The sequence below is a fragment of the Sorangium sp. So ce1014 genome (genome assembly GCF_051521505.1).
In the GTDB taxonomy this organism is placed as follows: domain Bacteria; phylum Myxococcota_A; class Polyangia; order Polyangiales; family Polyangiaceae; genus Sorangium.
Genome location: NZ_CP150356.1, coordinates 1768120 through 1793278 on the forward strand (window position 1 = coordinate 1768120; position 25159 = coordinate 1793278).

The 25159-nt window shown below is 70.4% G+C and carries 27 protein-coding genes; 15 read left to right on the plus strand and 12 right to left on the minus strand.

Annotated elements, in window-relative coordinates; genetic code table 11:
- Positions 1 to 19: 19 nt before the first annotated feature.
- On the minus strand, positions 20 to 766 hold the full coding sequence (locus tag WME75_RS06725) for an SDR family oxidoreductase (RefSeq protein ID WP_437487347.1): 747 nt from the start codon (positions 764 to 766) through the stop codon (positions 20 to 22).
- Between the two features lie 373 nt (positions 767 to 1139).
- Between WME75_RS06725 and WME75_RS06730 the strand changes: the two genes are divergently transcribed.
- Positions 1140 to 1649, plus strand: a complete 510-nt coding sequence (locus WME75_RS06730) for a DUF3943 domain-containing protein (protein ID WP_437487350.1) — start codon at positions 1140 to 1142, stop codon at positions 1647 to 1649.
- A 232-nt stretch (positions 1650 to 1881) separates the two neighbouring features.
- On the opposite strand, the gene WME75_RS06735 is transcribed toward WME75_RS06730, so the two are convergent.
- The 3 genes from WME75_RS06735 to WME75_RS06745 all read right to left on the minus strand — a co-directional run bounded on the left by WME75_RS06735 (position 1882) and on the right by WME75_RS06745 (position 5335).
- The gene (locus WME75_RS06735; protein WP_437487353.1) at positions 1882 to 2289 is read right to left on the minus strand and encodes a DUF6223 family protein; all 408 of its coding nucleotides are present in this window, start codon (positions 2287 to 2289) and stop codon (positions 1882 to 1884) included.
- 236 nt (positions 2290 to 2525) lie between these two features.
- A complete protein-coding gene (locus tag WME75_RS06740) occupies positions 2526 to 3389 on the minus strand; it encodes an AraC family transcriptional regulator (protein ID WP_437487356.1) in 864 nt (287 codons plus the stop codon).
- A gap of 140 nt (positions 3390 to 3529) precedes the next feature.
- Positions 3530 to 5335: a hypothetical protein gene (locus tag WME75_RS06745; RefSeq protein ID WP_437487358.1), complete on the minus strand. Its 1806-nt coding sequence runs from the start codon at positions 5333 to 5335 to the stop codon at positions 3530 to 3532.
- Positions 5336 to 6513: 1178 nt separating this feature from the next.
- Here WME75_RS06745 and WME75_RS06750 point away from each other — a divergent pair.
- From WME75_RS06750 to WME75_RS06780, 7 genes are all read left to right on the plus strand, one after another.
- Positions 6514 to 6792 carry a hypothetical protein gene (locus WME75_RS06750; protein ID WP_437487361.1) on the plus strand — a complete coding sequence of 93 codons (279 nt, stop codon included), beginning with the start codon at positions 6514 to 6516 and terminating at the stop codon, positions 6790 to 6792.
- 195 nt (positions 6793 to 6987) lie between these two features.
- A complete protein-coding gene (locus WME75_RS06755) occupies positions 6988 to 7683 on the plus strand; it encodes a uracil-DNA glycosylase family protein (RefSeq protein ID WP_437487364.1) in 696 nt (231 codons plus the stop codon).
- 10 nt (positions 7684 to 7693) lie between these two features.
- Positions 7694 to 8236, plus strand: coding sequence for a YkgJ family cysteine cluster protein (locus WME75_RS06760; RefSeq protein WP_437487367.1), 543 nt, complete (start codon positions 7694 to 7696; stop codon positions 8234 to 8236).
- Positions 8237 to 8417: 181 nt separating this feature from the next.
- On the plus strand, positions 8418 to 9611 hold the full coding sequence (locus WME75_RS06765) for a PAS domain S-box protein (protein WP_437487370.1): 1194 nt from the start codon (positions 8418 to 8420) through the stop codon (positions 9609 to 9611).
- A gap of 15 nt (positions 9612 to 9626) precedes the next feature.
- Positions 9627 to 10343 (plus strand): cysteine hydrolase family protein, encoded by a 717-nt coding sequence (locus tag WME75_RS06770; protein ID WP_437487373.1) that lies wholly within the window; start codon positions 9627 to 9629, stop codon positions 10341 to 10343.
- A complete protein-coding gene (locus tag WME75_RS06775) occupies positions 10322 to 10816 on the plus strand; it encodes an alpha-ketoglutarate-dependent dioxygenase AlkB (RefSeq protein WP_437487375.1) in 495 nt (164 codons plus the stop codon). Before WME75_RS06770 ends, WME75_RS06775 begins: the two co-directional genes overlap by 22 nt.
- A 118-nt stretch (positions 10817 to 10934) precedes the next feature.
- Positions 10935 to 12527, plus strand: coding sequence for a pectate lyase (locus tag WME75_RS06780; RefSeq protein WP_437487378.1), 1593 nt, complete (start codon positions 10935 to 10937; stop codon positions 12525 to 12527).
- Positions 12528 to 12623: 96 nt separating this feature from the next.
- On the opposite strand, the gene WME75_RS06785 is transcribed toward WME75_RS06780, so the two are convergent.
- Complete coding sequence (locus WME75_RS06785; protein ID WP_437487380.1) at positions 12624 to 13106, minus strand: SRPBCC domain-containing protein; 483 nt, start codon at positions 13104 to 13106, stop codon at positions 12624 to 12626.
- A gap of 149 nt (positions 13107 to 13255) precedes the next feature.
- Here WME75_RS06785 and WME75_RS06790 point away from each other — a divergent pair, with 149 nt between their 5' ends.
- Positions 13256 to 13579 carry an ArsR/SmtB family transcription factor gene (locus tag WME75_RS06790; protein ID WP_437487383.1) on the plus strand — a complete coding sequence of 108 codons (324 nt, stop codon included), beginning with the start codon at positions 13256 to 13258 and terminating at the stop codon, positions 13577 to 13579.
- Positions 13580 to 13639: 60 nt separating this feature from the next.
- Here WME75_RS06790 and WME75_RS06795 read toward each other — a convergent pair whose 3' ends face one another.
- Complete coding sequence (locus tag WME75_RS06795) at positions 13640 to 14623, minus strand: N-acetyltransferase family protein (protein ID WP_437487386.1); 984 nt, start codon at positions 14621 to 14623, stop codon at positions 13640 to 13642.
- A gap of 66 nt (positions 14624 to 14689) precedes the next feature.
- Positions 14690 to 16537, minus strand: coding sequence for a hypothetical protein (locus tag WME75_RS06800; protein WP_437487388.1), 1848 nt, complete (start codon positions 16535 to 16537; stop codon positions 14690 to 14692).
- Between the two features lie 387 nt (positions 16538 to 16924).
- Between WME75_RS06800 and WME75_RS06805 the strand changes: the two genes are divergently transcribed.
- From WME75_RS06805 to WME75_RS06830, 6 genes are all read left to right on the plus strand, one after another.
- Complete coding sequence (locus WME75_RS06805) at positions 16925 to 17263, plus strand: polyhydroxyalkanoic acid system family protein (RefSeq protein WP_437487391.1); 339 nt, start codon at positions 16925 to 16927, stop codon at positions 17261 to 17263.
- 12 nt (positions 17264 to 17275) lie between these two features.
- Positions 17276 to 18640: a DNA topoisomerase IB gene (locus WME75_RS06810; RefSeq protein ID WP_437487394.1), complete on the plus strand. Its 1365-nt coding sequence runs from the start codon at positions 17276 to 17278 to the stop codon at positions 18638 to 18640.
- Between the two features lie 280 nt (positions 18641 to 18920).
- On the plus strand, positions 18921 to 19400 hold the full coding sequence (locus WME75_RS06815; protein WP_437487397.1) for a hypothetical protein: 480 nt from the start codon (positions 18921 to 18923) through the stop codon (positions 19398 to 19400).
- A 337-nt stretch (positions 19401 to 19737) separates the two neighbouring features.
- A complete protein-coding gene (locus tag WME75_RS06820; protein ID WP_437487399.1) occupies positions 19738 to 20217 on the plus strand; it encodes a DUF2383 domain-containing protein in 480 nt (159 codons plus the stop codon).
- 58 nt (positions 20218 to 20275) lie between these two features.
- Positions 20276 to 20497 (plus strand): addiction module protein, encoded by a 222-nt coding sequence (locus WME75_RS06825; protein WP_437487402.1) that lies wholly within the window; start codon positions 20276 to 20278, stop codon positions 20495 to 20497.
- Positions 20494 to 20787 (plus strand): type II toxin-antitoxin system RelE/ParE family toxin, encoded by a 294-nt coding sequence (locus WME75_RS06830; RefSeq protein WP_437487405.1) that lies wholly within the window; start codon positions 20494 to 20496, stop codon positions 20785 to 20787. The genes WME75_RS06825 and WME75_RS06830 overlap by 4 nt, the downstream gene beginning before the upstream one ends.
- Positions 20788 to 20798: 11 nt before the next feature.
- Here the strand turns inward: WME75_RS06830 and WME75_RS06835 are convergent, their stop codons facing one another.
- The 5 genes from WME75_RS06835 to WME75_RS06855 all read right to left on the minus strand — a co-directional run bounded on the left by WME75_RS06835 (position 20799) and on the right by WME75_RS06855 (position 25050).
- A complete protein-coding gene (locus WME75_RS06835; RefSeq protein ID WP_437487408.1) occupies positions 20799 to 21965 on the minus strand; it encodes an acyl-CoA dehydrogenase in 1167 nt (388 codons plus the stop codon).
- Positions 21966 to 22167: 202 nt separating this feature from the next.
- The gene (locus tag WME75_RS06840) at positions 22168 to 23277 is read right to left on the minus strand and encodes a class I SAM-dependent methyltransferase (RefSeq protein ID WP_437487411.1); all 1110 of its coding nucleotides are present in this window, start codon (positions 23275 to 23277) and stop codon (positions 22168 to 22170) included.
- 44 nt (positions 23278 to 23321) lie between these two features.
- On the minus strand, positions 23322 to 23525 hold the full coding sequence (locus WME75_RS06845) for a hypothetical protein (protein ID WP_437487413.1): 204 nt from the start codon (positions 23523 to 23525) through the stop codon (positions 23322 to 23324).
- A gap of 27 nt (positions 23526 to 23552) precedes the next feature.
- Entirely contained in the window at positions 23553 to 24731 is a 1179-nt protein-coding gene (locus tag WME75_RS06850; protein ID WP_437487416.1) for an iron-containing alcohol dehydrogenase, read from the minus strand.
- Position 24732: 1 nt separating this feature from the next.
- On the minus strand, positions 24733 to 25050 hold the full coding sequence (locus tag WME75_RS06855; protein ID WP_437487419.1) for a putative quinol monooxygenase: 318 nt from the start codon (positions 25048 to 25050) through the stop codon (positions 24733 to 24735).
- Between the last annotated feature and the right edge of the window lie 109 nt (positions 25051 to 25159).

Below are 25159 nucleotides of genomic sequence, written 5' to 3' on the forward strand. Positions count from 1 at the left end.
GAGGGCGGCCCGGCGGGGCTCAGCGGCCGCCGGCGACGTCCAGGAGGGAGCCGGTGCAGTAGGAGGACTCGCTGGAGGCGAGCCACAGGATGGCGTGCGCGACCTCCTCGGGGCTGCCGGCGCGGCCCAGCGGCAGGCTCGCCTGGAGCCGCTCGACGCGCCCTGGATCGCCGCCGCTCGCGTGGATGTCGGTCGCGATGATCCCGGGCCGCACGGCGTTGACCCGGATGCCCTCCGCGGCGACCTCCTTCGCGAGGCCGATCGTGAGCGTGTCGACGGCGGCCTTCGAGGCGGCGTAGTCGATGTACTCGCCCGGGGAGCCGAGCTGCGACGCCCTCGACGAGACGTTCACGATGGCGCCTCCCGCGCCGCCGCGGCGCGTGGACATGCGCCGGACCGCCTCGCGCGCGCACAGGAAGGTGCCGACGACGTTCGTGGCAAGGACGCGCTGCACGCGCGCCGCGGTCATGTCCTCGAGGCGCGCCTGGCGATCGAGCACGCCGGCGTTGTTCACGAGCGCGGTGACGGGGCCCAGGGCGTCGTCGACGGTCTGGAAGAGGCGCACGACGTCGTCCTCGGCGCTCACGTCGGCCGCGATGGCGAGGGCGACGCCGCCGTGGGCGCGGATCTCGTCGACCACCCTGGCGGCGGCGAGCGCGTCGCGCAGGTAGCTCACCGCGACCGCGTAGCCTCGGCTCGCGGCGAGCAGCGCCGTGGCGGCGCCGATCCCGCGGCTGCCGCCCGTGACGATCATGATCCCGGCCATGGGGCGGGAGGATAACCCGGGCGCCGGGGAGGCCGGCGCATCGCAGGGGTCGCCGGGGTCGCCGGCGCGCTAGACTCGTGTCCGGCCGCCGTCTCCGGGCGCGCGCGCCGCGCCAGATGGTCCGATGGCCCTGATCCGCCCGTACGCCGCCGCTGTCCTCGCCGTCCTATCGTCCGCGTGCGCCGGCCGGTCCGCGGCGACATCGCCTGTGACAGCACCGCCTGTGACGGCACCGCCTGTGACGGCGCCGCCGGTCGATTCGGCCTCTCCGCAGGCCGGACCGGCCGCTCCTCCGGAACGCGCGTCTCGGGCCGGTGCGCCCGGGGCGCGGCCTCGCGCCGCGATCACGGCCGGGACCGCGGAGCCTGCCTGGGTGCCGCCGATCGTGCACACCCTGGCCGTGTTCACGGTGACCCGCAGCGTGGAAGCGGTGCTGTGGCCCGAGCCGTTCGCCGACTTTCGCCCGGAGCGCTGGGGATACCACTATGGGGAGGCGCTCACGAAGCCGCCGCTCTTCGACGCCGCTCAGCCCGCCTTCCGGTGGGATCACGACCCGTGGCCGATCAACGTGATCGGTCATGGCCTGCTCGGGAGCGAGATCTACTTCAGGGCGCGGAGCTGCCGCTTCGGCGTGCCGGCCGCGGTCGCCTTCGCCATCGCCGGCACCCACCTCTGGGAGTACGGCTACGAGGCCAACGGCGTCCGGCCGTCGGCGCTCGACCTCGTCTACACGCCGCTCGCCGGGGCGCTCCTGGGCGAGCTCCGCTATGCGACGTGGCGCGCGGCCGGGGGCATCGAGAGCGCACCGGCGCGCGTGCTCGTGCGCGCGCTCATGGATCCATTCGGCGAGATCGAGCGGGGCGCCGGGGTCTTCGACTGCTAGCTCCGCGCGTCAGAAATCCCGCCGGGATTTTCGCTCGGAGAAGGCAAAAAACAAAACGATTCGAGGGTCTCTATGGCGAATCGCTGCGCTCACCTCAGGTGACACAAGGGTCCTTACGCGATCCGCCTTCCTCGTCGAAGGTAGTCGTCGCTGGCGTAGCGGTTGGCTCCTCCGTCGAGGTCCGCCGTCACCGTGCGGCTCCGCGCGTCGAAGCCGTCGAAGCCGCAGGTGCTCAGCCGCTGCGGCGGGAGCGGGCCAGAGCCAGCCGACCGAGGACCATGCCGAGCAGTCCCAGCACCAGGCCCACGATGGCCCCGCCTCGCCCGTTGCCGGTGCCGATACCCCCGGTGGAGGTGGCCAGGTGCAGCCCAGCGAGGACCATGCCGAGCAGCCCTGACACCAGGGCCACGATGGCCCCGTCTCGCCCGTTGCCGGTGCCGATACGACCGGCGGAGCGGGCCAGAGCCAGCCCACCGACGACCACGCCGAACAGCGCCACCACCGCGGCCACGGTGGCCCCGGTTCGCCCGGAGCCGGTGCCGATAGCACCTTGCGCGGCCGCCGGTGCGGCAAGCCCGACCCCTCCGAGCAGGGCGGCTGCGGCGGCGACGACCCGGATCCGCGATCGGGTGCGTGTCATAAAGCGCTTCCTTGCCCCGATCACCCCAACGGTCTCGCGCGGCCGCGCGGCCGCCTGCGGAGCTCCTTTGCACTTCTTCCCAGGATCGCCGACCTCTGTGTCAACCTGGAGCAAGCGTTGCGTCATGACCCACGTCTACCCCCGGCGGGCAACCCGGTCTTGGACAAATTGGAAGCCGTCGGGTTCGTCGCCGGTCGCGCTGCGGTGCGCCCCGGCGCCGCGCCGATCCTTCGCGGTCATCGGGTCAGGACGCCTCGAGGTCGCGCGTGTTGCCGGCGCCTTCCCCGCGCCCCATCCGGCGCGGCTGACGCGGCGATGGCGATGTGGTGCAACTTGACGCGTTCGCGGGAGGACTGGGCGATGAGCGCGGTCGGCGAATCACCGGAGAGGGCCACGAACTCGCGGATCAGGTGCGACTGATCGCAGAACCCTGACGCGGCAGCGAGCCGGGCCCAGTCCGGATCGCGCTCCATCTCGGCCCGCGCGAGCGCCCGCCGAAAGCGTGTGATCCGAGCGAAGGTCTTCGGGGCGAGGCCGGTCTCGGCGGTGAACACGTCGATGAGCCGGCGGTGGCTGATGCCGAGCGTGGCCGCGACGTCGGCGACGCGCCTTCCGCCTCCCTCGAGCGCCGCGATCGCGTGCGGCACCAGGGGATGACCGGGGCGCGCCTTCGAGAGGCGGTCGAGCAGCGCGCGCTCGAGCAGCGCGAAGCGAGCGCGCGGCTCCGGCGCCGCGCACAGGCGCTCGCGGAGCTCCGCCGCTCGCGGCCCCCAGAGCTCCGCGAGGTCGGCGTGCGTGTCGGTCAGCGCGCCGGGCGGCGCGCCGAGGAACGGCCACGCGCCGCCGGGGCGGAAGTGGACCCCGACCATCGACGCGTGCTCGCGTGTGTCGACGCCGAAGGAGGACTGGTACGCGCCCGACACGGCGGCACCGGAGTAGCGGCGAAGGGTGGGGCCGTCGTAGATGCGGAGCCCGTCCTCGTCGAGGTTGATGACCAGCTGGAGGGTACCGGAGGGCAGGATGCGCGCGGCCGCGCGGGGCGGAGCAGCCGAAAGGCACCAGAGCTCGGCGACGTGCGCCGAAAGGGGCGGACCCGGCACGTGGCGGACATACAACACGTGGACACTATGGCGGACAATCACGTCGCCGGCCACCTCGCCGCGCGGCGGTCGCCCACGTCGGTCGACCCGAACAGGGGCCAGCTTTCGCTAGCCCCTCTTCTGCGATCTGCGCGACGTGTTTACGGCGCCAGACGAACGAGCTTCACGCTATCCACGGTGACGGCCGCGGTTCCTGCGTTGCCGACGTTGAAGTCGAGGAACGCCGCGGAATCCTGCGGGATGTTCGGGAGCTCGAACGAGTAGATGACCCATTCGGGGCCCGCCGCCGCGGTCACGCGACCGTAGCTCGCCCAGTTGTTGTCGCCGTTGCCGTTGCGACCCAGGTTCACCACGAATGTGCGCACGTCGTCCGCCTTGGCGCGGAATGTCAGCAGGTAGCCTCCCGCCTGCGGCAAGTTGACCGTTGTGCGAGCCTGGATGTGCCACATGTCGGAGCCGGGCTGCTGCACGTTGATGCGCATCTGGCGGCCGTTGAAGTCCGCCCACGCCGAGGCACCGTTCCAGTTGAGGACCTGCCAGCCGCTGCTGCTCTGGTTTCCCGAGAGCGCGGTGTTGGTCACGTTATCGAAAGAACAGTTATTCACGAGGTTGAGAGGATCTCGGCAAGCGTCGATCAGGCTGGCCTTCTCGTGGACCACGCCGCCCAGCAGGCCCGAAAAGGCGCGCCAGCCGAGCACCAGGTCATCCCCTACGAGGCCGATGGGATCGATGCCGCCGTACCCGATGCCGGAGCTGTTGACGCTCTTGTAGAAGTCGCGAATCAGACCGGCTTCGTAGGCCCACTGCCCCGACGCGGCAGCGCGCTTGTAGAGCGAAAGGCCCTCGTCTCCACCGCTGACCGTACTGGCCAACGTGTCGCCGTGAAGCGCCAAGTGCACGTGGGGGTAGGCAGTTACCAGAGACTGGTGCGCGGAGATCGCACCGTCGGTCGCCACCCGGTAAAACGAGAGGTGCTGCTGCGGCGTGACGCCGTTCACGGGGAATGTCACGCCGGACGTGACAGCCAGGTTCCCGGAAGCCATGGCGAGGCTTCGCCCGAAGGCGCCGGTCGAGAAGTAGCCGCTCGCGATGGCTACGGAGCTCCAGGTGCTGACGCTGGCATTCCTGCGGAAGATGCGGACCGAGCCGAGCTCGGCCCCGGCGTCGCCGCCCTCGGACCACGGCGAGCCGACCGCGACAAGGTCGCCGTCGATCGCGACCGCAGCGCCGGTGAAGCGCTCGTCCGGCTCGTCGAGCGAGAGCTCAAGGACCCACGTGTCGTTCGAGGTGTTGTAGCGGTAGATCTCGAGCACGCTGTGTCGCTTGTAGCCGATCACGAGGTAGTCGTCGGACAGGGCGAGCGCGATGTCCTTGAAGCTGCTGTTCGCGGGGTAGGTGAGCGGGATGCGGGTGAGCGCGCGGCTGATGTTCTGTCCGTTCTCGCGCACCGCGCCGTTGCAGTTTCGCTGACCGCTGACCAGGGGGCACTCCGCCCATGAGCCGTTGTTGTTCCGGGCGATGAACACCGAATTCGCCTGCGGAGAGGCGGAGAGATTCGTGCCTCGCGTCGCGAACGCGAGGAAGCGACTCGAGATGGCGAGCTGGCTCCCGGCCTGGAGGTTGAACTGGGCGACCCCGGGGAACTGGTAGACGCGCTCGGGCGTGGTGCTCGTCCCGTTCATCAAATAGACGGCGCCCTGCATCGTGCTGGGGAACGTGGGCTCTGCCTCGCCGCTGATCTTCACGTGCTCTTGAAGCGCGCCGACCAGCGTGAAGGTCCCTGCCCGTGCCATGGTTGTCGCGGCTTCGGGGTACGCCGTGTTGCCGTGCGGGGTGGGCTTACCCACGACCACGCCTGCCGACGCCTGCGCGGCGACCAGACCGACACAACCAGCGAGCACCCCAGCGAGACTTCTGAGCTTGATCTTCTTGGAAACCAACACCATGAACCAACCTTCTTCTTTGAAACGAGGAAAGCGCCGGCTCAGGGCTCGCGCACACGGGAAGCGTGCATCGCGGCCCCAAGCTGCGTCGATCCTCTCCGTCACACCATACGTCAATCCCCTCGTCGCAACGAAGGGGATGAGATAAACAGGCCCGATCCTGGAAGCCGAACCCTCCCGAGCGCGTGTCGCTGCTCGGCCCTCACGGTTCAGGAGTGTCCGGCGTCGGTCTTCCTGTCCGTCGGATCATCGAGCTCGAAGAGAATCCCGTCGTTGCCGATCGTGATGCCTCTGGCGTCGAGCTCCGAGCTCATGCGATTCAGGGCCATCTCGCATGGCGATCGGACTTCTTGAGGGCCGGTGTCACAATGGATGATCCCAGGACCAATCCAGTGCTGTTCGGCGACGCCGACATCGCTCTCCGATGTTCTTCTCTCCTGCCCGATAACCTTCGTCTCCAGCCGCGGCGGCGCAGCTGATCAACAACGGCATCATGGCGGCCGAGCCCGTGATTTTATTCACGATTCGGGTCGTGTCATCCTAAGTAAATGTCCTGCTGGACGCGGCCCAGATCAAGCCGCGCCCCGAAGCCGGTGGCAGGCGATCCAAGCGGCGTCAGCCTCGATGCAGGCGGGAGAGTGTTCGATGCGAGCGCGACCGTCAAGCTCCGGAGAACAAAATTCCATCGACTGAATCTTGCGTTCAATTGTGAAGGGAGGGCCGCTTGCGTCGAGCGTGTGACAGGCTCGTCGAGGGCGCTGCGAGCGCCTCGTTTGGACAGCTGTCAACTCGCGTTCACGGCCCGCACGGCGGGATGAACGAAGGCATGCGTGGATCGAGGCGAGCTCGCCTGCCGCGTGAGCGGCGACGCGTCGGCCGAGCGCCGCTTGCGCTGGCCTTGCGCTCCACCCACGCCGAGGGCGTCGGGTCGGTGAGGTCATGCTCCACGGTCTGACCAGCCGCCTCCGGGGGGAGTTGCAGGGATCGGAGGCGATCCTCCCCGGTCTGTCCCCCAGCGCGCGTGCACCCCACGAGCCGCCCCGCCAGGAGCCGGCAAGCGAGTCGTGCGCTCATCGAGGCCTCTTTGGCCGCCACTTGCCGCAGCGCAGGAGCCAGCGCAAGCGTCGCGCAGCGCAGCTACGCATTATCTATCGTTCCGATGTGCTACCATGGATGCATATATGCGACACAAGAGGCCGCAATATGATGAAATTGCAATGGATTTCTGCCACGCGCTCCGCGGCCGGCGCCCGCAGCGGCGACGGAGCGCCCGGCTCGGGTACGGCACGAACGTCGCCTTCAGCCAGGAGTCCTGGCGGCGCTTCCTCCCGGAGGCTGATGACGCCGAGCTGGCCGCCATCGAGCAAGGCCGCAACGGCATCCTCGAGCGCGCCCGCCGACAGCGGACCGGCGGGCTGGCCGAGCGCACGCGCCACCGCGAGCTCGATCGGCCGTCATGAGACCGACGACGCTTGGCGCGCAGACGCCCGGCAGCGGCGTGGGCGGGCGCAAGTTGCGGCTACTGCTGGAGGATATTGCCAAGCGGGGAAAAGGATGCTCTTGGACGTTGTGATCGAGGTGCTAACGAGTCACGGGGTCGTGATCGAAGCCTCGCCGCGTTCGGTTGACGTGGTGCACTTCGAGGAGGGAGCGTCATGGAATCGGTAGAGGCGCGCTGGCGAGAGCTTCAACGAGATCTCGGACCGTGCCAGGTCTGCCGGGAGAGCTGCGCGCCGCCGTTGATCGACGCTGCAGCGCGCCCGCTCTTTGGCCGCTTTCGTCCCTGGCCGGAAGGCGTGCTTTTTGTCTTCGAGGCCCCGAATCTGGACGATACGGTCAACCCGGCGAAGCAGTATCTTACTGTCGATCCGGACACGGACCCCTCCGGGAGCTTCACCCATCAGCTCTTGACCGAGGAGCTTGGACTGCAGGCGTCCGCATTTCAGGTCACGAACTCCGTGCTCTGCCTGCCGGCAGGCTCCGGCGGAAAGTTCCCTGTGCGCGTCTTGCAGACCCGCAAATGCTCGGGGAACCTCCAGCGGCAGATCGCGGTCCTGCGGCCAAAGGTGGTCGCGCCAGTGGGGGGTGCAGCGCTGGCCGCCACTCGGATTATCGAGGATCATTGTCTGCGCGGTATGAGGAATGCCGTGGCGCGACCGGTGCGCTGGTATGGTCGCTGGCTCTTCCCGCTGTTCCACACCAGCATGCTCGCCCGGAACGGTCCGGCCGGCCGCCGAGCGGAGCAGCAGCGGGCTGATTGGCGGCAGCTCCGGGCCTTCCTGCTCGAGCAAGGCGTGTCGTTCCCCGATCCCATCAACGAATGCCACGCGCCGGGGTCCTCGGGCTGCTAGAACCCGGCGCGTGAATCCCCCGCCGATCGAGCGTCTCCGCGAGCTCTTCGCCAAGGTTGACGCGTTCTTCTCGAGCGCGAGCGCGCGCCACGGCGGGCGGATGGCCTGCGCGTCGGGGTGCAGCGACTGCTGCCGGCGGCGGTTCTCGGTGACGTCGATCGAGGCCGACGCGATCCGCGAGGCGCTCGCGGCGCTCCCGGAGGCCGGCCGCGCGGCGCTCGCCGGGCGCGCGCGGGCGGGCGACCCCGGCGTGTGCCCGGCGCTCGACGGGGAGGGGCGGTGCGCGATCTACGCGGCGCGGCCGCTCATCTGCCGCACCCACGGCCTGCCCATCCGGTTCGCGCCGGCCGGTGGGCGAGCGCTGCCGGTCATCGACGCCTGCCCGAGGAACTTCGTTGGAGAGGACCTCCAGGCCATCGAGGCGTCGTCGATCCTGGACCAGACGACGCTCTCGACGGTGCTGGCCGCCCTCGACATGGCCCACGCCGACGCGGCCGGGCGGCCTCGAGGGCAGCGCGCTGCCATCGCCGCGGTGCTCTCGGGCGAGGGCTGACACGCGCGCTTCGTGGCGCCCGCGCGGTACGAGCCACTCTGGCGCGAGAGCACCGAGCAGGTTGAAAGGCGATGAGCCGAAATCAGCGCTCACTGCACGAGCTCTGTCCGCGCTGCGCGGGTCGTCGTATAACGTCTTCATGGGGAGCACGAGACCACCGCAGGGAACGTCCGGATCGACCGTGAGGTCAGCGGACTGGTACGCGGCCCTCTTGCAGCGAGCGCCGCTCGGGATCGTCGAGCTCTCCCGTGATCTCGACATCGTCGCCTGGAACGGTGCGGCGGAGCGCCTGCTGGGCTTCGCGCCGGGAGAGGCGATCGGCCGGAGGATCGACGCGCTGGTCGCCGCGCGGGGCGACGCCGCGGCGTGGCGGCGGTTGCTCGAGGAGGACGCCGGAGAGCCCCGGATCTGGGCCCATGTCCGCAAGGACGGGGGCGAGACGCACTGCGAGTGGCTGCACGAGCGCATCGTCGACGAGCGAGGGGAGGTGACCGGCGTCGTGTGCTTCGGGCGGGATGTGACGGCGCGGGTCCAGAAAGAGGCGCGCCACGCCCTCGAGGAGCACCTGCTCCGCACCATCGTGGAGAGCCTCCCGGTCTCGTGCTGGGCAGTCGACGAGGAGGGCACGTTCCTCTACTACGATGGCGCGGCGCTGAAGGTGCTCGGTCTGGCCCCGAGATGGGCCCTCGGGAAGAACGTGTTCGAGCTCTACGCGGGCCAGGACATGACGGCGCTGAGACAGGCCCTGGACGGCGAGGCGTCCCACAACGTCGCGGAGGGGAACGGCCGCACCTGGGAGACCTGGTTCATGCCCGTCCGCTCCGGCGGCGAGACGACCATGGCGGCCGCGTGCGTCTCGATCGACATCACCGAGAGCCGCCGCCGGGAGCAGGATCTCCAGGACAAGCTGGCGCTCATCGAGGTGCAGCAGCGGGTCATTCGCGATCTGTCGACGCCCATCCTTCAGGTCTGGGACGGGGTGCTGGCGCTGCCGATGATCGGGGTCATCGACAGCGCGAGGGCAGCGGAGGTGATGGACAGCCTGCTCGAGGCCGTCGTCCGCACGCAGGCGCGGTGCACCATCCTGGATCTCACCGGCGTCGAGACGGTGGACACCCAGACCGCCAACTACATCATCAAGCTCATCCGCGCCCTCCAGCTGCTCGGCGCCGAGGGCATCATCACGGGGATCCGGCCGACCGTCGCCCAGACGGTCGTGAGCCTCGGGCTCGATCTGCAGAACCTCACCACGCTGTCGAACCTGCAGGCCGGGCTGAAGCACTCCATCCTGCGCCAGCAACGGAGCGCCCCCGCAGGCGAACAAGGCAAGACGACTCGAGGCGCTCAAGGCCAGAGCGCCGCTCGTCCCCGGTGACAGGACACGAAGGACGTGACAGAGCGGCCACACCCCCGGGACCCGGCGCGCACGGCGCTGCTGATCATCGACATGCAGAACGACTTCCTCGCGGAGGGAGGCGCGTTCTCGAAGCGGCACTGCGATCCGCAAACGCTCGCGCAGAGCGTGGGCTGGCTTGTGCGCGCCGCGCGCGCGCAGGGGCGCGTCGTGGTGTGGGTGACCGCAGTCTACGGCGAGCTCGACGCGGCCCCGGACGCGCTCCGCGGGCAGACGCACACCGGCAGCGCGTGCTGCGCCCGCGGCACGTGGGGCGCCGAGCTGTTCCCGGCGCTCGCGCCGGTGCGGGCCGAGCGCCCCGCGGGGACGGCGGAATGGCACGTCGAGAAGCGCTGGTATTCGCCCTTCCGCGACACCGATCTGCACGCCCGGCTGGAGGAGGCGGGCGTGACCGCCGTGGTCCTGTGCGGCGTCGCGACAAACGTGTGTGTCCTCGCCGCCGCGCGCGACGCGCGCCGGCTCGGCTACGACGTCGAGGTCCTCGGGGACGCGACCTCGGCGGGGACCGCGGGCAAGCACGCCGCGGCGCTGCGCGAGATCGAGGGCCTGGGCGGCCGGCACCGCCGCTGGGCCGACCTGCTCACCGACGGACCCGGGCCGGTGCGCGTCACCGGCATCGGCGCGGGCGAGACGTCGCTCTGCTGCGGCACTCGGACAAGACGCTCGACCTCGTGCGCCCGTCGTTCATCGTGAACGTCTCGCTGGGACGACAGCGCACCATGGTGCTCCGGCCCAAGCGCGCCGCGGAAGGAGAGGCCCTCCAGAAGGTCCCTCTGCCGCACGGCTCGCTGCTGGTCATGGACCTGGAGACGAACCGCCGATTTTATCACGCCATCCGGCAGGAGGGCGACGCGGAGGGCGAGGGCCGGACGTCGCGGATCTCGCTCACGTTCCGGCACATCGGCACGTTCCACGATCCGGCGACCGGGGCGGTCTGGGGCGTCGGCGCGCCCGCTTCCGAGCGCGCCGAGGCCGAGGCGCGCGCCCGGGCCAGGTCCGCGCTCCCCGGGCCGGAGCGCGAGGGGGCGGAGCGCGCCGAGGCAGAGCGGATGTTGCAGCTCTTCCGCGCCGAGAACATCGACCCTGCCTTCGATGCCGCCGCCTACCGCCCGGGCTTCGAGGCGCTCAACTTCCGCACATTGCAGGAGCCCGGAGGCGACCGGTGAGCGGTCGTCCTGGGCGCGCTCTCGGGCGTCGAGCGCGAGCTCGCGCTGTGGGAGGCTCGGGCTCGGCTGAAGGGGCGCCTCCTTGCCGTGGCTTGGCGGTCGTGCTGAGGGATTGCTCATGCGCCACCTCGAACCATGGGCTCTGTGCATCACGATCCTCTCTGCCGCTTGCAGCTCCGGCAACGGTTCGCGCGGGGACCCAGGGACGGTCGGGGCCGGCGGGTTCTCGGGCGGCAGCGCGTCCGGCGGCGGTGACACCGTCGCCGTGAGCTCGGGCAGCGGCGGGACGGGCGGCAGCCCGGTCAGCGCTGGAGGCGGCGGGACGGGCGCCGGCGAGGGCGGCTCGGGAAGCGCGGGAGGGACACCCGCGGGGCCGGCGCCTTGTGAGCCCCTCGCGACAGGACAGCGGCTCGCGTTCCCTGGGGCCGAGGGGTTCGGCCGCCTGTCGTCAGGCGGACGCGGCGGGGACGTGTGTCATGTGACCCACCTCGACGATTCGGGCCCAGGCTCCCTCAGGGAATGCGTGAGCGCGGGCAACCGGACCGTCGTGTTCGACGTGAGCGGGTGGATCACGCTCAGCAGCAATCTGGGAATCACGCAGAACAACATCACCATCGCCGGACAGACGGCTCCGGGGGGCGGCGTCGGGGTCCGAGGCAGGAAATTCTCCATCGGGGGCGATAACATCATCGTTCGCTTTCTGCGGGTCAGGCGCGGCATCGTCGCGACCACGGCGAGGGACGACGCGATGACCGTGAGCTCGGCGGCGAGCGATGTGATGATCGACCACTGCTCGGTCGGCTTCGGGACCGACGAGAACTTTTCCATGCCAGGGGACGAAGCCGTGGGGCCGAGGAACCTCACGGTGCAATGGTCGATCGTCGCCTGGGGACTCGCGCGCAACAACCACTCCGCAGGGTCGCTCCTCACCGCGAGCAACGCCACGATTCATCACTCCGTTTATGCTTTCAACGGTACGCGCAACCCGAAGGCGCGCTCCGAGGACGGGCGCGTGCTCGACTTCGTCAACAACGTCATCTATGGCTGGAACGCTCCTGATCCGTACGGCGAATCGCAGGGCTGGAGCATCAGCAAGCACCCGTTCATCATGGCGGACACGGCGAACGGCATGCACTACGCGAACGCCGTCGGCAATTACTTCATCGCCCACGGCGAGCGGACCGCGACCCAGGCGTTCGTGTCGGGGTCGACAAACGCGGATGGGGTCCCCACGTACAACCTCTATTTCGAGGGCAACCTGCTCGACGGTAACGGCAACGGCGTGCTCGACGTATCGAAGGACGACTGGAGCATGGTGGGTACGGCGACGCAGCTGAACGAGCGGCTCGCCGCGCCGCAGGTCTGCACCGACGATGCGCCTCTGGCCTACGAGCGCGTGATGGCCGGGGTTGGCGCGGTGATTCCTGCCCGCGATGAGGTCGACGCCTTGCTCGTGCGGAACATCGGCGAGCAGGGCGGCATCAAGATCCAGGACGAGTCGGACCTCGGCGTGCGCGCCGATGGATACGGTGCGCTCGCCACCGGAGCGCCGATGGCCGACACGGATCGTGATGGCATGCCCGACGCCTGGGAGACGGACCGAAACCTCGACCCGAACGGCGCCGGCGACCGGAACGGGGATGACGACGGGGACGGCTACACGAACCTCGAGGAGTACCTCAACGAGCTGGCCGCACCGGCCTTCCCGTGAGGGGAAATCCCCCAAGTTGAGGTGGAACGGTTGAGCTCTCGCTCCCGTCTCCCGGTCAGCCTCTCCCGCGCGCGGCGCCGCGAGGGCGCTGCCAGCCTAGAACGAGCCCTCGCGCAGGTTGATGCCGTGCTCGATGTACGCCTTCAGACAGCAGGCCATGTGCATCCAGCCCTGGCAATTCCCGTAGGAGGCCTGCAATCCGCTCTCGGTCTCCTTCCAGCCCGACTCGGCGATCCGGACGAGCGTCGAGCTCGGGCCCAGGGACTCGAAATGCATCTCCACCCTCGTGTTGTAAGGGAGCTCCTTCACCGATTTCCCGTCGCCGGCGTCGCCGGGCTCGCCGGCCGCCCACTCGAAGGCGATGAGCTTGTCGGCGATGACCTGCTTGACGTGGACAGGAAAGGGCTTGCCGCCATCGAAATCGGCGAAGCTCCACATGACGGTCGCCCCCTCGTCGAGCGGACCGCTCGCGCCGCCCGTCGTGAAATACCCGCTGAGCTTCTTCGGGTTGTAGACCGCATCGAAGACCTCGTGGACGGGCTTCTGGATCTTCGTCTGCACCTGAAATTTGAGCTCCATGACGCCTCCTTGTCGCGGCAACGCCTCGACCTCGCACGGCGCACCGGCGCGCCGATGCACCGGCGTGCGGACGTACCGGCGCACCGGCCGTACGGACCTACTTGCACGCGTCGATTGACCGCCCCCGCATTATGTTATATTCTTATAACATGTCAAGCGCTGAGCCGGATGACCTCGTCTTCAAGGCGCTGGCAGACGGTCGAAGGCGAGAGATCCTGGACTTGCTCGCCGGCGGGCCGAAGACCACGGGCGAGCTCTGCGACCATTTCGCCGACTGGGATCGCTGCACGGTGATGCAGCACCTCGGCGTGCTGGAGAAGGCCGATCTGGTGATCGCCAGGCGCGAGGGGCGCCACCGCTGGAATTACCTGAACGTGCTCCCGATCAAGCGGATCCACGACCGGTGGATCAGCCGCTACGCGTCCGCCGCGGTCGATCTCCTCGATCGGCTGAAGTGCGATCTGGAGACGTGAAGCGGGAGGCGCGCGCAGCTCGACGCGCCCGCGTCTCGCGCAGGGATCGCCTCGCGATCCCTACAGCCGCTTCTCGAGCACGACGAGGCCCCCGCGCCGCACGAACCCGAGCTGCTCGTTCAGCGCCAGCATCCCCGGGTTGTTCGACTCGACCGCCGTCGCGATCCGCGCGTAGCCCCGGCGCCGCGCGAAGGCGACCGTCTCCAGCTTGAGCGCCCTCGCCACCCCGCGCCCGCGGCTCCCCGCCGCCACGCCCGTGAACAGGTGGTCGAGGCACGCGGGGTCCTCCTCGTTCCGGTGCAGGATGCACAGCCCGACGTACTGGCCTCCTTCCTTCGCGAGGAAGCACGCCTCGGGCAGCGACGCCGGCGACCCCTCCAGGTAGGCCGCGAACGCCTCCGCCGGCAGCTCGGGGTCGACGTGGTTCGGCAGCGGCACCTCGCGGCTCACGGCGAGGTAGAGCGCGTGCAGCTCCGGAAGCCACCCGGGCCGGCGCGCCCGCTCCTCCGAGAGCGGCGCGATCGCGATGCCCGGCGGCGGCGAGCCCTCCCCGGCGCGCGGCGCGCTCCCCTGCGCCAGATCGAGCTCGAAGTCCCAGCTCCGGAAGAGCTCCCGGAAGCCGAGCCTCGCCGCGAGCGCGACCATCTCCGGCTGCGTCTCGCGCGCCATGGAGCGGAGCTCGCGGGCGCCCAGGCGCTCGAGGTCGCGCTCCATCGCCGCGAAGAGCCGGGCGCCGATGCCGCGGCGGCGGTGGTCCGGAGCGCACCGCACGGAGCACCAGAACCGCGCCGGGTGGTGCGCCCACGGGACGTGGAACCAGTGCCCGTACGCCACGACCTCGCCCGTCGCGACCCCCTCGGCCACGTGGCGCCCGAGCGCGTGGCCGCGCCGCGCGAGCAGCTCGTCGAGCTCCCTCAGCGCGCCGGGCGAGCGCGGCTCGATGTCGTGCCGCTCCTCGCGCGGGACGGCGGCGTTGAGGCGCGCCACGGCCTCCCGGTCAGCGTCGGTCGGCCGGGCGGCGCGGATCCGGATGGCCTTGTCCATGCGGCACCTCAGCGCATCTCCGCGCCGCGCGCAAACCCCTCGGGCCCCTCGCCCGCGGGCGGCGGCTCACCGGCCCAGCGCGGCCATCTTCTCGTTCACCCAGTCGTCGCCCACGAGCGGGTGCACCCCGGCGCCGTCCCGCTCGAGATTGATCCCCACCGAGAGCAGCCCGCTCTTCACGAGGAACGCTCCGAGGGGCTCCTGGCCGTCCGACTTCGTGAGCCGCCCGCGGATGGCGAGGTTCCCCCCTTGCGCCTCCAGCAGCCTGAAATCGACGCCGCTCTCCTTCCGCCTCACCGTCGCCGACGCCTTGAGCCCCTCCATGGTGAGGAGCCCCGCGGCCCACCTGGGGATGACGTCCTCGGCGTCGAGCAGCCTCACCGCAGGCATCGCGTCCTTGCACTCGATCCGGATCGCCGCCTCCATCAGCCCCCGTCCCATCTTCGCGTCGTCGATGTCGACGCGCGCCCACCAGCCCGGCCACGCCTCGCCCTCGTGCTCGATCGCGAGGTCCTTGATCTCGATACGGCTCTTCCCGAGCGTGGCCGTCGGGCCCAGGACGTTCGCCGCGGCGAGCGCCAGGCGCGCCTCGACGTCGCCCTTCACGCGGGTGTCCTTCCACGTCAGCGCCCCCTGCTTGAGCAGGAGGCTCAGCGCGCCCGTCCCCCGGCCCAGCCGGTCGACCTCGAGGCTGCTCCGCACGAAGGCGGCGCCGCCCGTGAACCGCGGCGCGTCCGGCGCGGCGCCGTCCGGGTTCAGCCAGCGGAGATCCGGGATCGCCGCGGCGACGACCTCCACCTTCGACGAGAACCCCGGCGGGAGCCGCAGGAGGTGGAGCTCCGGCGCATCGAAGACGGCGCTCGCCCTCTCCACCACGATGGGCGGCAGCCCCTTCTCCGGGCGCGCGAGCGTCGCGCGGGGCACCGTCACCGCGAGGCGCGCCTCCCCGCGCTCGTCGACGCGGAGCTCCACGTCGGCCGCGACGGTCGCCCGGTGCGACGAGGCGGAGGCCACGAGGTGGCTCGTCCCGTACGAGAGGGAGCTGCCCGGCTCGACCTTCCCCCGGTTCACGACGAGGTTCGTCCGGAGCCCGCCGCTGCCGTCCTCGATCCGCGGCTCGGCGCCCTCGCCCGTGTAAAAGTGGATGAAATCGAGCCCCGGGAGCTGCGCGTCGAGGCGCACGCGCGCCCAGGTGGTGTCGAAGATGTCGAGCCCCTCGATGTCGCGCGGATCGAACGTGTTCATCGTCACGTCGGCGTCGGCGTCGAGCCGCGCGATGACGCGGTCGGCGAGGTGGACCTCGCCCGACCGGAGCTCCAGCGCGATCGGCCCGACGCGGACCGAGCGGAGCGGCTTGTAGTAGAACCCCCCGCGCACGCGGCCGCCGCCGGCATACCGGACCTGCTGGATCCAGACCTCCTCGAGCGTCGTGTCCACGCCCTCCAGGTGCACTGTCCAGAGGTTGTAGCCCTCGTCCGAGCTCTCGAGATCGCGCTTCGGCGGCAGCTCCGGCTTGAGCGGAGGGTTCGTGAACTCCGGGATGGGGGGCAGCGCCTGGATGTGCGGCGCCTCCAGATCGCGCTCGCTCGTCGGATCCACGAGCAAGCGCATGCGGAACATGAAGCCTTCCCCGCGGACGTCCTCCGCATGAAACTTCTTCCGGAGCAGATCGGTCAGGTGGATGTCGGCGTGCACCTCGTCGAGCACCACCGCCCACTCCAGCACGCTGTCCGCCCCGCTGAGCCGGATCTCCTTGACGTGCACGACGCCCGGCCAGAGGCTCCACGCCGAACCGTAAACCAGCGTTACGTCGATCGGGTTGTAGCTGACGAGCCTCGCCATGAGCTTCGTGCTCAGCATGACGTTGACGATGACGACGTAGCCGAGCCAGAGCGCCACCGGCAGGAGCAACACCCCCTTCAGCGCCTTGCTCGCGCGCGGGCCGAGCCACCCTCGGAGCCCAGATGGTGACTTCGCGGCCCGAGCTCCCTGCATGAACGGGTGGAACGCACGTGCCGTGCCGCCGAGCTGACCCGTGGCGCGGGCCGGCGGGCGCTGGGCTCGCCGTGCGGGCGCTGGGCTCGCCGTAGCGATCTGCCCCGCGTGTGGCGAACCTCGCCACGCACGGCGCGCGGATGTGCGCGATCTTGCCCGGATTTCCGGAGAAATGGTCTGGTCGGGGCGGTCGTCCCCGCCGGAGCCGGCGGCACCCAGCTTGCTCTCTGCGACCGACGGGCTGCCGAGCCTGTCGCACGTCAGCTCCCGCTGGAGCCGAGCTTCCAGCCATCACCCGAGGTCATCATGAAGCACACGGTCCATCACGACCTGAACGACGATGAAGCGAAGAACGCCGTCCTGAGGGCGATGGCGCGGTATTGCGATCGGTACGCGGAGTACGCCCCGTCCATGCTCTGGAGCGACGAGCGGCGCGCGGATCTCGGCTTCTCCTTCAAGGGCTGCAAGCTCGGGGGGCGGCTCGAGCTCCGGCCCAGGACCGTCGACCTCGAGATCGAGGTGCCGCTGCCGCTGCGCATGTTCCAGCGGATGGCGATCGCGGCGATCGACAACGAGGTGCGGCGGTTCATCGACGAGGCGCACCGCGAGCGGTCGCGGGGCGCGGCCCTGGAGGCAGCCCTCTGAGGTCGACGCGCCATGAAGAGCGCCAGCAGCACGACCCCCCGATCCAGGCGCCGCCCGCGGAGCACTCCACACAGCGCGCGCCGCTCCGCCCCGAGCGACGTCGCCGTCCGGCGGCGCCGCGTCAGCCTGTCGATCGAGTCCGTTGAGACGGTCGAGCTCGCGCTCACCGTGGGCGAGCTCTCGGCGGCCGCGCCGCTCACGCCGTCGCCGATCGAGTCCGCGAAGGCGGCCGGGCTCCGGTACGTGAACGACGACGAGCCGGGCATCTCCAGGCGGAAGGCGGGCAAGGGCTTCAAGTACCTCGACCCCGAGGGGCGTCTCGTCAGGGACGAGGCGACCCTGAAGCGGATCCGCCACCTCGCGATCCCGCCGGCCTGGACCGGGGTGTGGATCTGCCAGAGCGAGCGCGGGCACATCCAGGCCACCGGCCGGGACGCGCGCGGGAGGAAGCAGTACCGGTATCACCCGCGCTGGCGCGAGGTCCGCGACGAGACGAAGTACGACCGCATGCTCGCGTTCGGCGCGGCGCTCCCGGCGATCCGCGCGGCGGCCGAGCGCGATCTCGCGCTGCCCGGGCTCCCGCGCGAGAAGGTGATGGCGACCGTGGTGCGCCTGCTCGACGAGACCTCGATCCGCATCGGGAACGACGAGTATGCGCGCGACAACGATTCGTACGGTCTGACCACGCTCCACGACGAGCACGTCGAGATCAAGGGCGATCTCATAAGTTTTCGCTTCAAGGGCAAGAGCGGCAAGGAACACGAGCTGACAGTGCGGGACCGGCGGCTCGCGCGCATCGTGAAGCGCTGCCAGGACGTGCCCGGCCACGAGCTGTTCCAGTACATCGACGAGGGCGGGGAGCGGCAACGCATCCACTCCGATGACGTGAACGAATACCTGCGCTCGATCGCCGGGCAGGAGTTCACGGCCAAGGACTTCCGCACCTGGACCGGCACGGTGCTGTGCGCGTTCTTCTTCTGCGAGATGGAGGTCGCCACCACGGCTCGCCAGATGAAGAAGTGCGTGGCGCAGGTGATCGACAGGGTGTCCGCCCGCCTCGGCAACACGCGCGCGGTCTGCCAGCGTTGTTATGTCCACCCCGCCGTGATCCGCGCCTACACCGAGGGCGCCTTGCAGACCCTGATCGAGGCGGAAGAGGCCGTCACGGACGAGGCGACCGCGGCGCTCCGGCCCGAGGAGGCCAGGATGCTCCGGATCGTCCGCGGCTTCAGCGAGCGCGACGCCGCGCCGCTCGCCACCCAGCTCCGCGAGAGCGTGTGCGCCGTGAAGGCGAGTCGCGCCGACAGGGCGCGGCGAGCTGCCGAGAGCCCGAAGCGCGCCCATCGACAGGGCAAGGTCCGGCGCGCCGCGGCCTGACCCGTCCCTGGTGCAACCCCGACCCACGCCGTGCTCTCCGCGCCCCGCGCCGTGCCGCGGGGGCGCCGACGAGATCGCCGTGTCCATCCGTCACAGCGTGACGGTCTCGCCGTGGCATTGTGCCCCGGGCGCGAGGCCTTCTGCCGCCGATCTGTGAGCAGCTCCGCAGACCTCCCGCGATGGTCGCGCCCGGTACGTTTCGTGTTCTGCGAAGGGAGAGCGAACGACGAGACCCTCAGCCTGGGAGATCTGCATGGCGAGCCAGAGGTTGATCACCGAGATGGTGCAGACACGTGTCGAGGCTGAGGACGCCATCCGGCGTATCCTGGACCACGGGCGCTCGCGGAGAGACATCTGCGTCATCGTGAGCGAGGCCGCCCGCCGCCAGCGCTTCTCGCGTTCACGCCTGTACGGCGCGGCCGTCCAGGGCCATGCGCTCGGCGCCATCCTCGCCGCGGCGGGCGCGGGGCTCGTGGTCCCCGGGCTGCGGCTCGCGGTGGCCGGCCCCATCGCGGTGACGCTCGCGGACGCGAGCTCGGCCGCCGAGACGGCCAGTCTGAGCAGCGTGCTCGTCGACGCCGGGATCCCGGAGCAGCGCGCGCCGGAGGTCGAGAGGCGCCTCAAGGAAGGGGCGATGCTCCTCGGCGTGCTCGCGCGCGACGACGCTGACGCCGCGGTGCTGCACGCGATCCTGCGCGGCGTCGGCGCCGCAGGGGCCAGCGGCACCAGCAAGGGCGCCCGCGTCTTCGCGACCCTCTGACGCCGCGCTCGGGCGCGCCGGCGCCCTGGCGGTCTCATTCCTCCTCGCTTCACCTCCATCGGATCACGTCGCCCTGCGGGATGGGCTCGCCACAGCGCGAGCGGGAATTCGTGCGGGTGGAACGGAGTTTGAATAGAATTCAAAGAGTTCAACCGAGGGCGACCCGGTGTGAGGCGAAGATGTACCCCTGAGGCAAGAGGTCGTACGCTCTCCGCGGCGAGGTCGATTCTGGCGGTCTCGCTCACGGTTCTCGCGCGGACGTATGACGCGGTGGCTGCTGCTCGGGAGGTAGGGAGGAGACGAATCGGCGTTCATCAGCAACCTCAGGAGAGTACCCATGGAACAGCTCGCAACCGCAGAGGAGAGCGTGGGCCTGGACGGCCTGATCGATGACGACGCGATCGAGCAGCTCAAATCGTTCTGCCGCGGCGAGATGTCCGCGGTGGAGACCTACCGTCAGGCGATCGCCGCGGCGCGCGAGGACGGGGTGATCGAGCAGCTACGGCGCAACCTGGCGTCGCACCAGGCGCGGGTGCAGATGCTGCGCCGGCGGATCGAGGAGCTCGGAGGCGACCCGCCGTCGAGCTCCGGGCCATGGGGCGCGTTCGCCAAGGTCGTCGAGCGGACCGCGCTGGCGCTCGGCGACAGGACGGCGCTCTCGGTGCTCGCGGAGGGCGAGGATTACGGCCTGAAGGACTACCGGAACGACATCGAGGAGCTCGACTCCGAGTCGCACGTCCTGGTCCGCGACGTGATCCTGCCACAGCAGCTGTCGACGCTGCGCTCGCTCGCCGATCTCAAGCGACAGCTGCCGTGACGCGGCCAGGGCCCTGCGGATTGTTCCGGCGGGTGCGTTGTGCGATACTTCCGAAGGTATGGCCAAGGCCGCGCTGGACATCGCCCGACTGAGCCGCGACGAGCAGCTCGACCTCCTCGACGAGCTCTGGTCGAGCCTCGGGCGAGATCCTGGCGAGTTCCCTCTCAGCGACGCGCAGCGCGTCGAGCTCGATCGGCGCCTCGATGAGCTCGAGGCCGAGGGACCGGTCGGGCTCACCTGGGATGAGGTCGTCGCCCAGGCGCGCGCTCGGTCACGGTGAGGCCGTACCTCGTCCGGCCCGCTGCTGCGGCGGATATCGCGCGAGCCTACGCCTGGTACGAGCGAGAGCGCGACGGCCTCGGAGAGGAGTTCCTGACCGAGGTCCGCGCCGCGATGCAAGCGGTTGTCGAAGCACCCACCGCGTACGCAGCGCTGCACCGCCAAACCCGCCGGGCGCTCGTCCGCCGCTTTCCCTATGGCCTGTTTTTCCGTCTGATGGATGACGTCGTCGTCTTCGTCGCGTGCTTTCACACGCGCCGAAGACCCGAGTCATGGAAGCGGAGACGCTGAGAGGCGCCCGCTCAGCCCTTCACGTCGTACTCGGTCTGGAGCAGCTTCGCGATCGTGGACAGCTGCATGTTCGACGTGCCCTCGTAGATCTTCCCGATCTTCGCGTCGCGGTAGAGCTTCTCGACCGGATAGTCCCTGGTGAACCCGACGCCGCCCATGAACTCGATGCTGAGCGACGCCGTCCGCTCGGCCACCTCGGACGCGAACAGCTTGGCCATCGCAGCCTCCTTCACGAACGGCTGGCCCGCGTCCTTGAGCCGAGCGGCGTTGTAGACAAGGAGGCGCGCGGCCTCGATCTCCATGGCCACCCGCGCATACTGGAACTGCACGCCCTGGAAGCTCGCGATCGACTGCCCGAACTGCTTCCGCTCGCCCATGTAGCGCATCGCGTGCTCGAACGCGCCCGCGGCCAGGCCGAGCATCTGCGCGCCGATGCCGATCCGACCCTCGTTCAAGGTCTCGATCGCGATCTTGTAGCCCTTGCCGACCTCGCCGAGCACGTTGCCCTCCGGCACCTCGCAGTCCTCGAGGACGAGCTCGCACGTGCTGGAGGCGCGGATCCCGAGCTTGTTCTCCTTCTTGCCCACCGAGAACCCAGGGAAAGAGCGCTCGACAACGAAGGCCGTGATGCCCTTGTACCCCTTCGACGGGTCGACGCTGGCGAACACAAGGAACAGCGAGCTCTCGTTCGCGTTCGTGATCCACAGCTTGCGGCCGTTCAGGACCCAGCGGTCGCCCTTGCGCTCGGCCCGGGCCGAGAGCGCGAACGCGTCCGAGCCGGAGCCCGCCTCGCTCAGCGCATACGAGCCCACCCAGTCGCGGCTCAGCCGCGGGAGGTACTTCTCCTTCTGCGCCTCGCTGCCCCAGCGAAGGAACGCATTGGCCACCAGCGTGTTCTGCACGTCGATGAGCACGCTGAGGCTCGGGTCGACCACGGCGAGCGCCTCGACCGCGAGGATCGCGTTGAAGAAGCTCGCGCCGGAGCCCCCGTAAGACTCCGGGATCTCGATGCCCATGAGGCCGAGATCGAACAGCGGAGGGAGCAGATCGCGGTCGAGCGCGCCCTGCTCGTCCATCGCCGCCGCGCGCGGCGCGATGCGCTTCCTGGCGAAATCAAGCACCGAGTCGCGGAAGAGGCGCTCCTCGTCGGAGAGCTGGGTGAGCGGAGGATGGGACACGACGGTTTCTCCTTGTAGGTCCATGGCGCGGCGCGCCGTCGGGGCCCCCCACTATGCACCGCGAGGACCGCAGGCGAAAGCCGTTCGAACGCGCCCGGCGCGCCGCGGGCCGCCTCATCCGTCGTATCACCGCTCGCCCGGGGGCCGGATCGTCCAGGTTGCTACGCGCTCTCCGCCGTCGCGCTCTCCCCCGTCGAGCGCCTCACCCGCGCTTCTCTGCGGGCACGTCGCGCCGGCGGCACCGGAGCAGCGTGTGGGCGAGGCCGAGATGGTCGATCTCCGCGTCGACGGTGAGCCCCGCCTCATCGATGCAGCGCTTGATGTCGGCGGCGCTGTACATGCGGCTGTTCCCGTTCGCGAGGCACGTGAAATACAGGGAAGAGCCGTGCAGGCAGTGGACCGCCACCTCGTTTTCCTGCCGATCCCAGAACGTGTCGAGGATCCAGAGCTCCGTCTTCTCCCCCATGGCGGCGCGCGCCCGGCGGAGGATCTGCAGGATGTCCGCCTCGGAGAAGCACACGAGGAACTGGCTCATCCACATGGCGTCGAAGCCTGTCGGGAACGCCTGGCCGTGATCCAGGAAGTCGATGGGCGTGCCCATGACCCGGCCGAGCAGGCCGTGCTGCTCCACGTTGACGCGCGCGTCCTCGAGCTGGCCCGGCAGATCCAGGATGGTGACCCGCACGTCGGGGTCGTGCGCGCAGCACTGGATCGCCCATCGACCGGTGTTGCCGCCGATGTCGAGCAGCGTCCTCGGCCGACGCTCGAACACGGCGGGCAGCGCCTGCGGGAACGCCGAGTCGGAGTAGAGGTGATCGAAGGCGAACCAGCTCTCCCTCACCTTCGGCGGGAGCGCCGGGAGCGCCTCGTAGACCGTCGGCCACTCGCCGAAGACCTTCAGGCCCGCCGGCTTGCCACCCTCGATGGCCTCGTCGAGAAAACGCATGCCCTCGTAACAAACGTCATGGATGAAATCCATGTTGATACGGGTCATCCGGTCGTTCTCGACGATGAGCCCGACCCGCGTGATCGCGTAGCGCTCTCCACGCTCTCCGCGGCCCTCGGCGGGCTCCACGAGGCCGAAGCTCAGGCTCGCCTCCAGCAAGGTCTTGGCCGCGTAGGCGGTGAGGCCGGTGTCCTGAGCCACCTCCGCCGCCGTCCGGCCGCCCTTGCCGGCGCGCTGGAGCGCCCTGAGGACGCCGCGGTTTCGCATGACCCGCGCCACCTGGAACATGACGGGCGCAAACGCGATGCGCTGGGCGGCGAGCATGGCGTCGAGGGTGGCATTCGTCGGGGCGGGATCGTTCTTCATCGAGCTCCGGTCGTCGGGGATTCGTCAGGGATGGAGAGGGGAGGCTAGCGAGCGCCCTCGCGCTGGAGGAGCAGGGCGAAGCCGCCGAAGCCCGTGAGCAGCGCGCACTCTGCCCGACCCTCGTCGGCGAGCGACAGCCCCATCACGCCGCAGGCGAGGCCGAAGGCCACGGTCGCCACGCCGAGCCGCCTCTCATCGGTCGGCCGGGCAGGCGAGGGGGACGGCCTCGTGCGGTAGGGGCTTGCCACCTCGGGATGATACCACCGGCGCCGCCGTCACAAGGACGCCGCGGCGATGTCGGTCAGCTCCTCGTCGGTGAGCGGCAGCGGGTTCGCCTTCATGCTGCTCGCCGCCCTGGCCTTGACGACGAGCGCCGGGAGGTCCGCCTCGCTCACGCCGTAGCGCCGGAGCCCCGGGATCGCGAGGTCGCGGCAGAGCTCGCGCACCCAGGCGATCCCGTCCTCGGCGCCGGCCCCGGCGCGCCCCGTGACGAGCGCCGCGAGCTCATCCAGGCGCGGCAGCGCGGGGTGATCCGGGGCACGCGCGCGCAGCGCCCGCAGGTTCACCTCGAGGACGGCCGGCAGGAGCGCGGCGCACACGGCGCCGTGGGGCGCGTCGAACGTGCCGCCCACCGGCGCGGCGAAGCCGTGGACCGCCCCGAGGCCGGCGTTCGCCAGGCACAGGCCGCCGAGCAGGCTGGCCACGGCGAGGTCGTCCCGGGCCGGCGCGTCGGGGCCCTCCAGGACCGCGCGGCGCAGCGAGCGCGCCGAGCGGCGGATGCCCTCGCGCGCGAGCCCGTCCGTGAGCGGGTTGCTGCGGCTCGACAGGAACGGCTCGATGAGCTGCGAGAGCGCGTCGAGCCCGCTCGACGCGAGCACCTCGGGCGGCGCGCCCGCCAGCAGATCGGGGTCGATCACCGCGAGCCGCGGCAGCATGTGCGGGCTGCGCAGGCTCGCCTTCACGCCGGCCTCCCGGGACGCGAGCACCGCGTTGCGCGTCACCTCCGAGCCGGTGCCCGCCGTCGTGGGGATCGCCACGAACGGCACCGCCGGCTTGGAAAGCGCTTTCCCCTGGCCGATGACCTCGAGGTAGTCGAGCGGGTCGCCGCCGTTCGCGAGGAGCGCGGCGATCGCCTTGCCGGCGTCGAGCGCGCTGCCGCCGCCCAGGGCCACGACGACGTCGCACCGCTCGGCCGCGGCCCTCGACGTGCCCTCGCGGGCGATCTCCACGGTGGGCTCGCCCGCGACGGCGAAGGTCACGGCGCCGATCTTCGCCTCGGCGAGCGCGGCGAGGAGCGGCGCGGCGCGGCCGGGGCGCTGCCCGGTGACGACGAGCGCCCGCGTCCCGCCGAGGCCCCGCACGGCCGCGGGCACCTCGGCGAGCTTGCCCGCGCCGAAGACGATGCGCGTCGCGGTGGCGAACTCGAAGGCGAGCGGGTTGGCCGGAGACGCCATGTCAAACCCCCCCGTCGTCAGGGAAGACATTGACGTATTTCCGGCTGGTCCGCGGCTCGGCCATCATCCCCGCGACGGTGTCCCGCCACCGCTTGTAATGCTCCGTTTCCTTGTGCGCGGCGGGCGCCTCCTGGGTCCTGTAGACCTCGATGAGCACGAAGCGCGCGGGATCCTCGCTGTCCTGGACGACGTCGAACCGGGCGATCCCCGGCTCCTTGACGCTCGCGCGCGCGTTCTCGAGCGTCGCCTGGCGGAAGGCGCCGGTGAGCTCGGGTTTGACGTGCACATGGACGTGCACGATGAACAGGCTGTTGGGCATGGGCGCAATCTAGCTCGGGTGCGCTGCCGCAGGAACCCGGCTCGTGACGCGGGGGCGCGCGGGCCTCTGCGTCTACCGGCGCGCGGCGCGCGGGCTCGCCGAGGGCGCG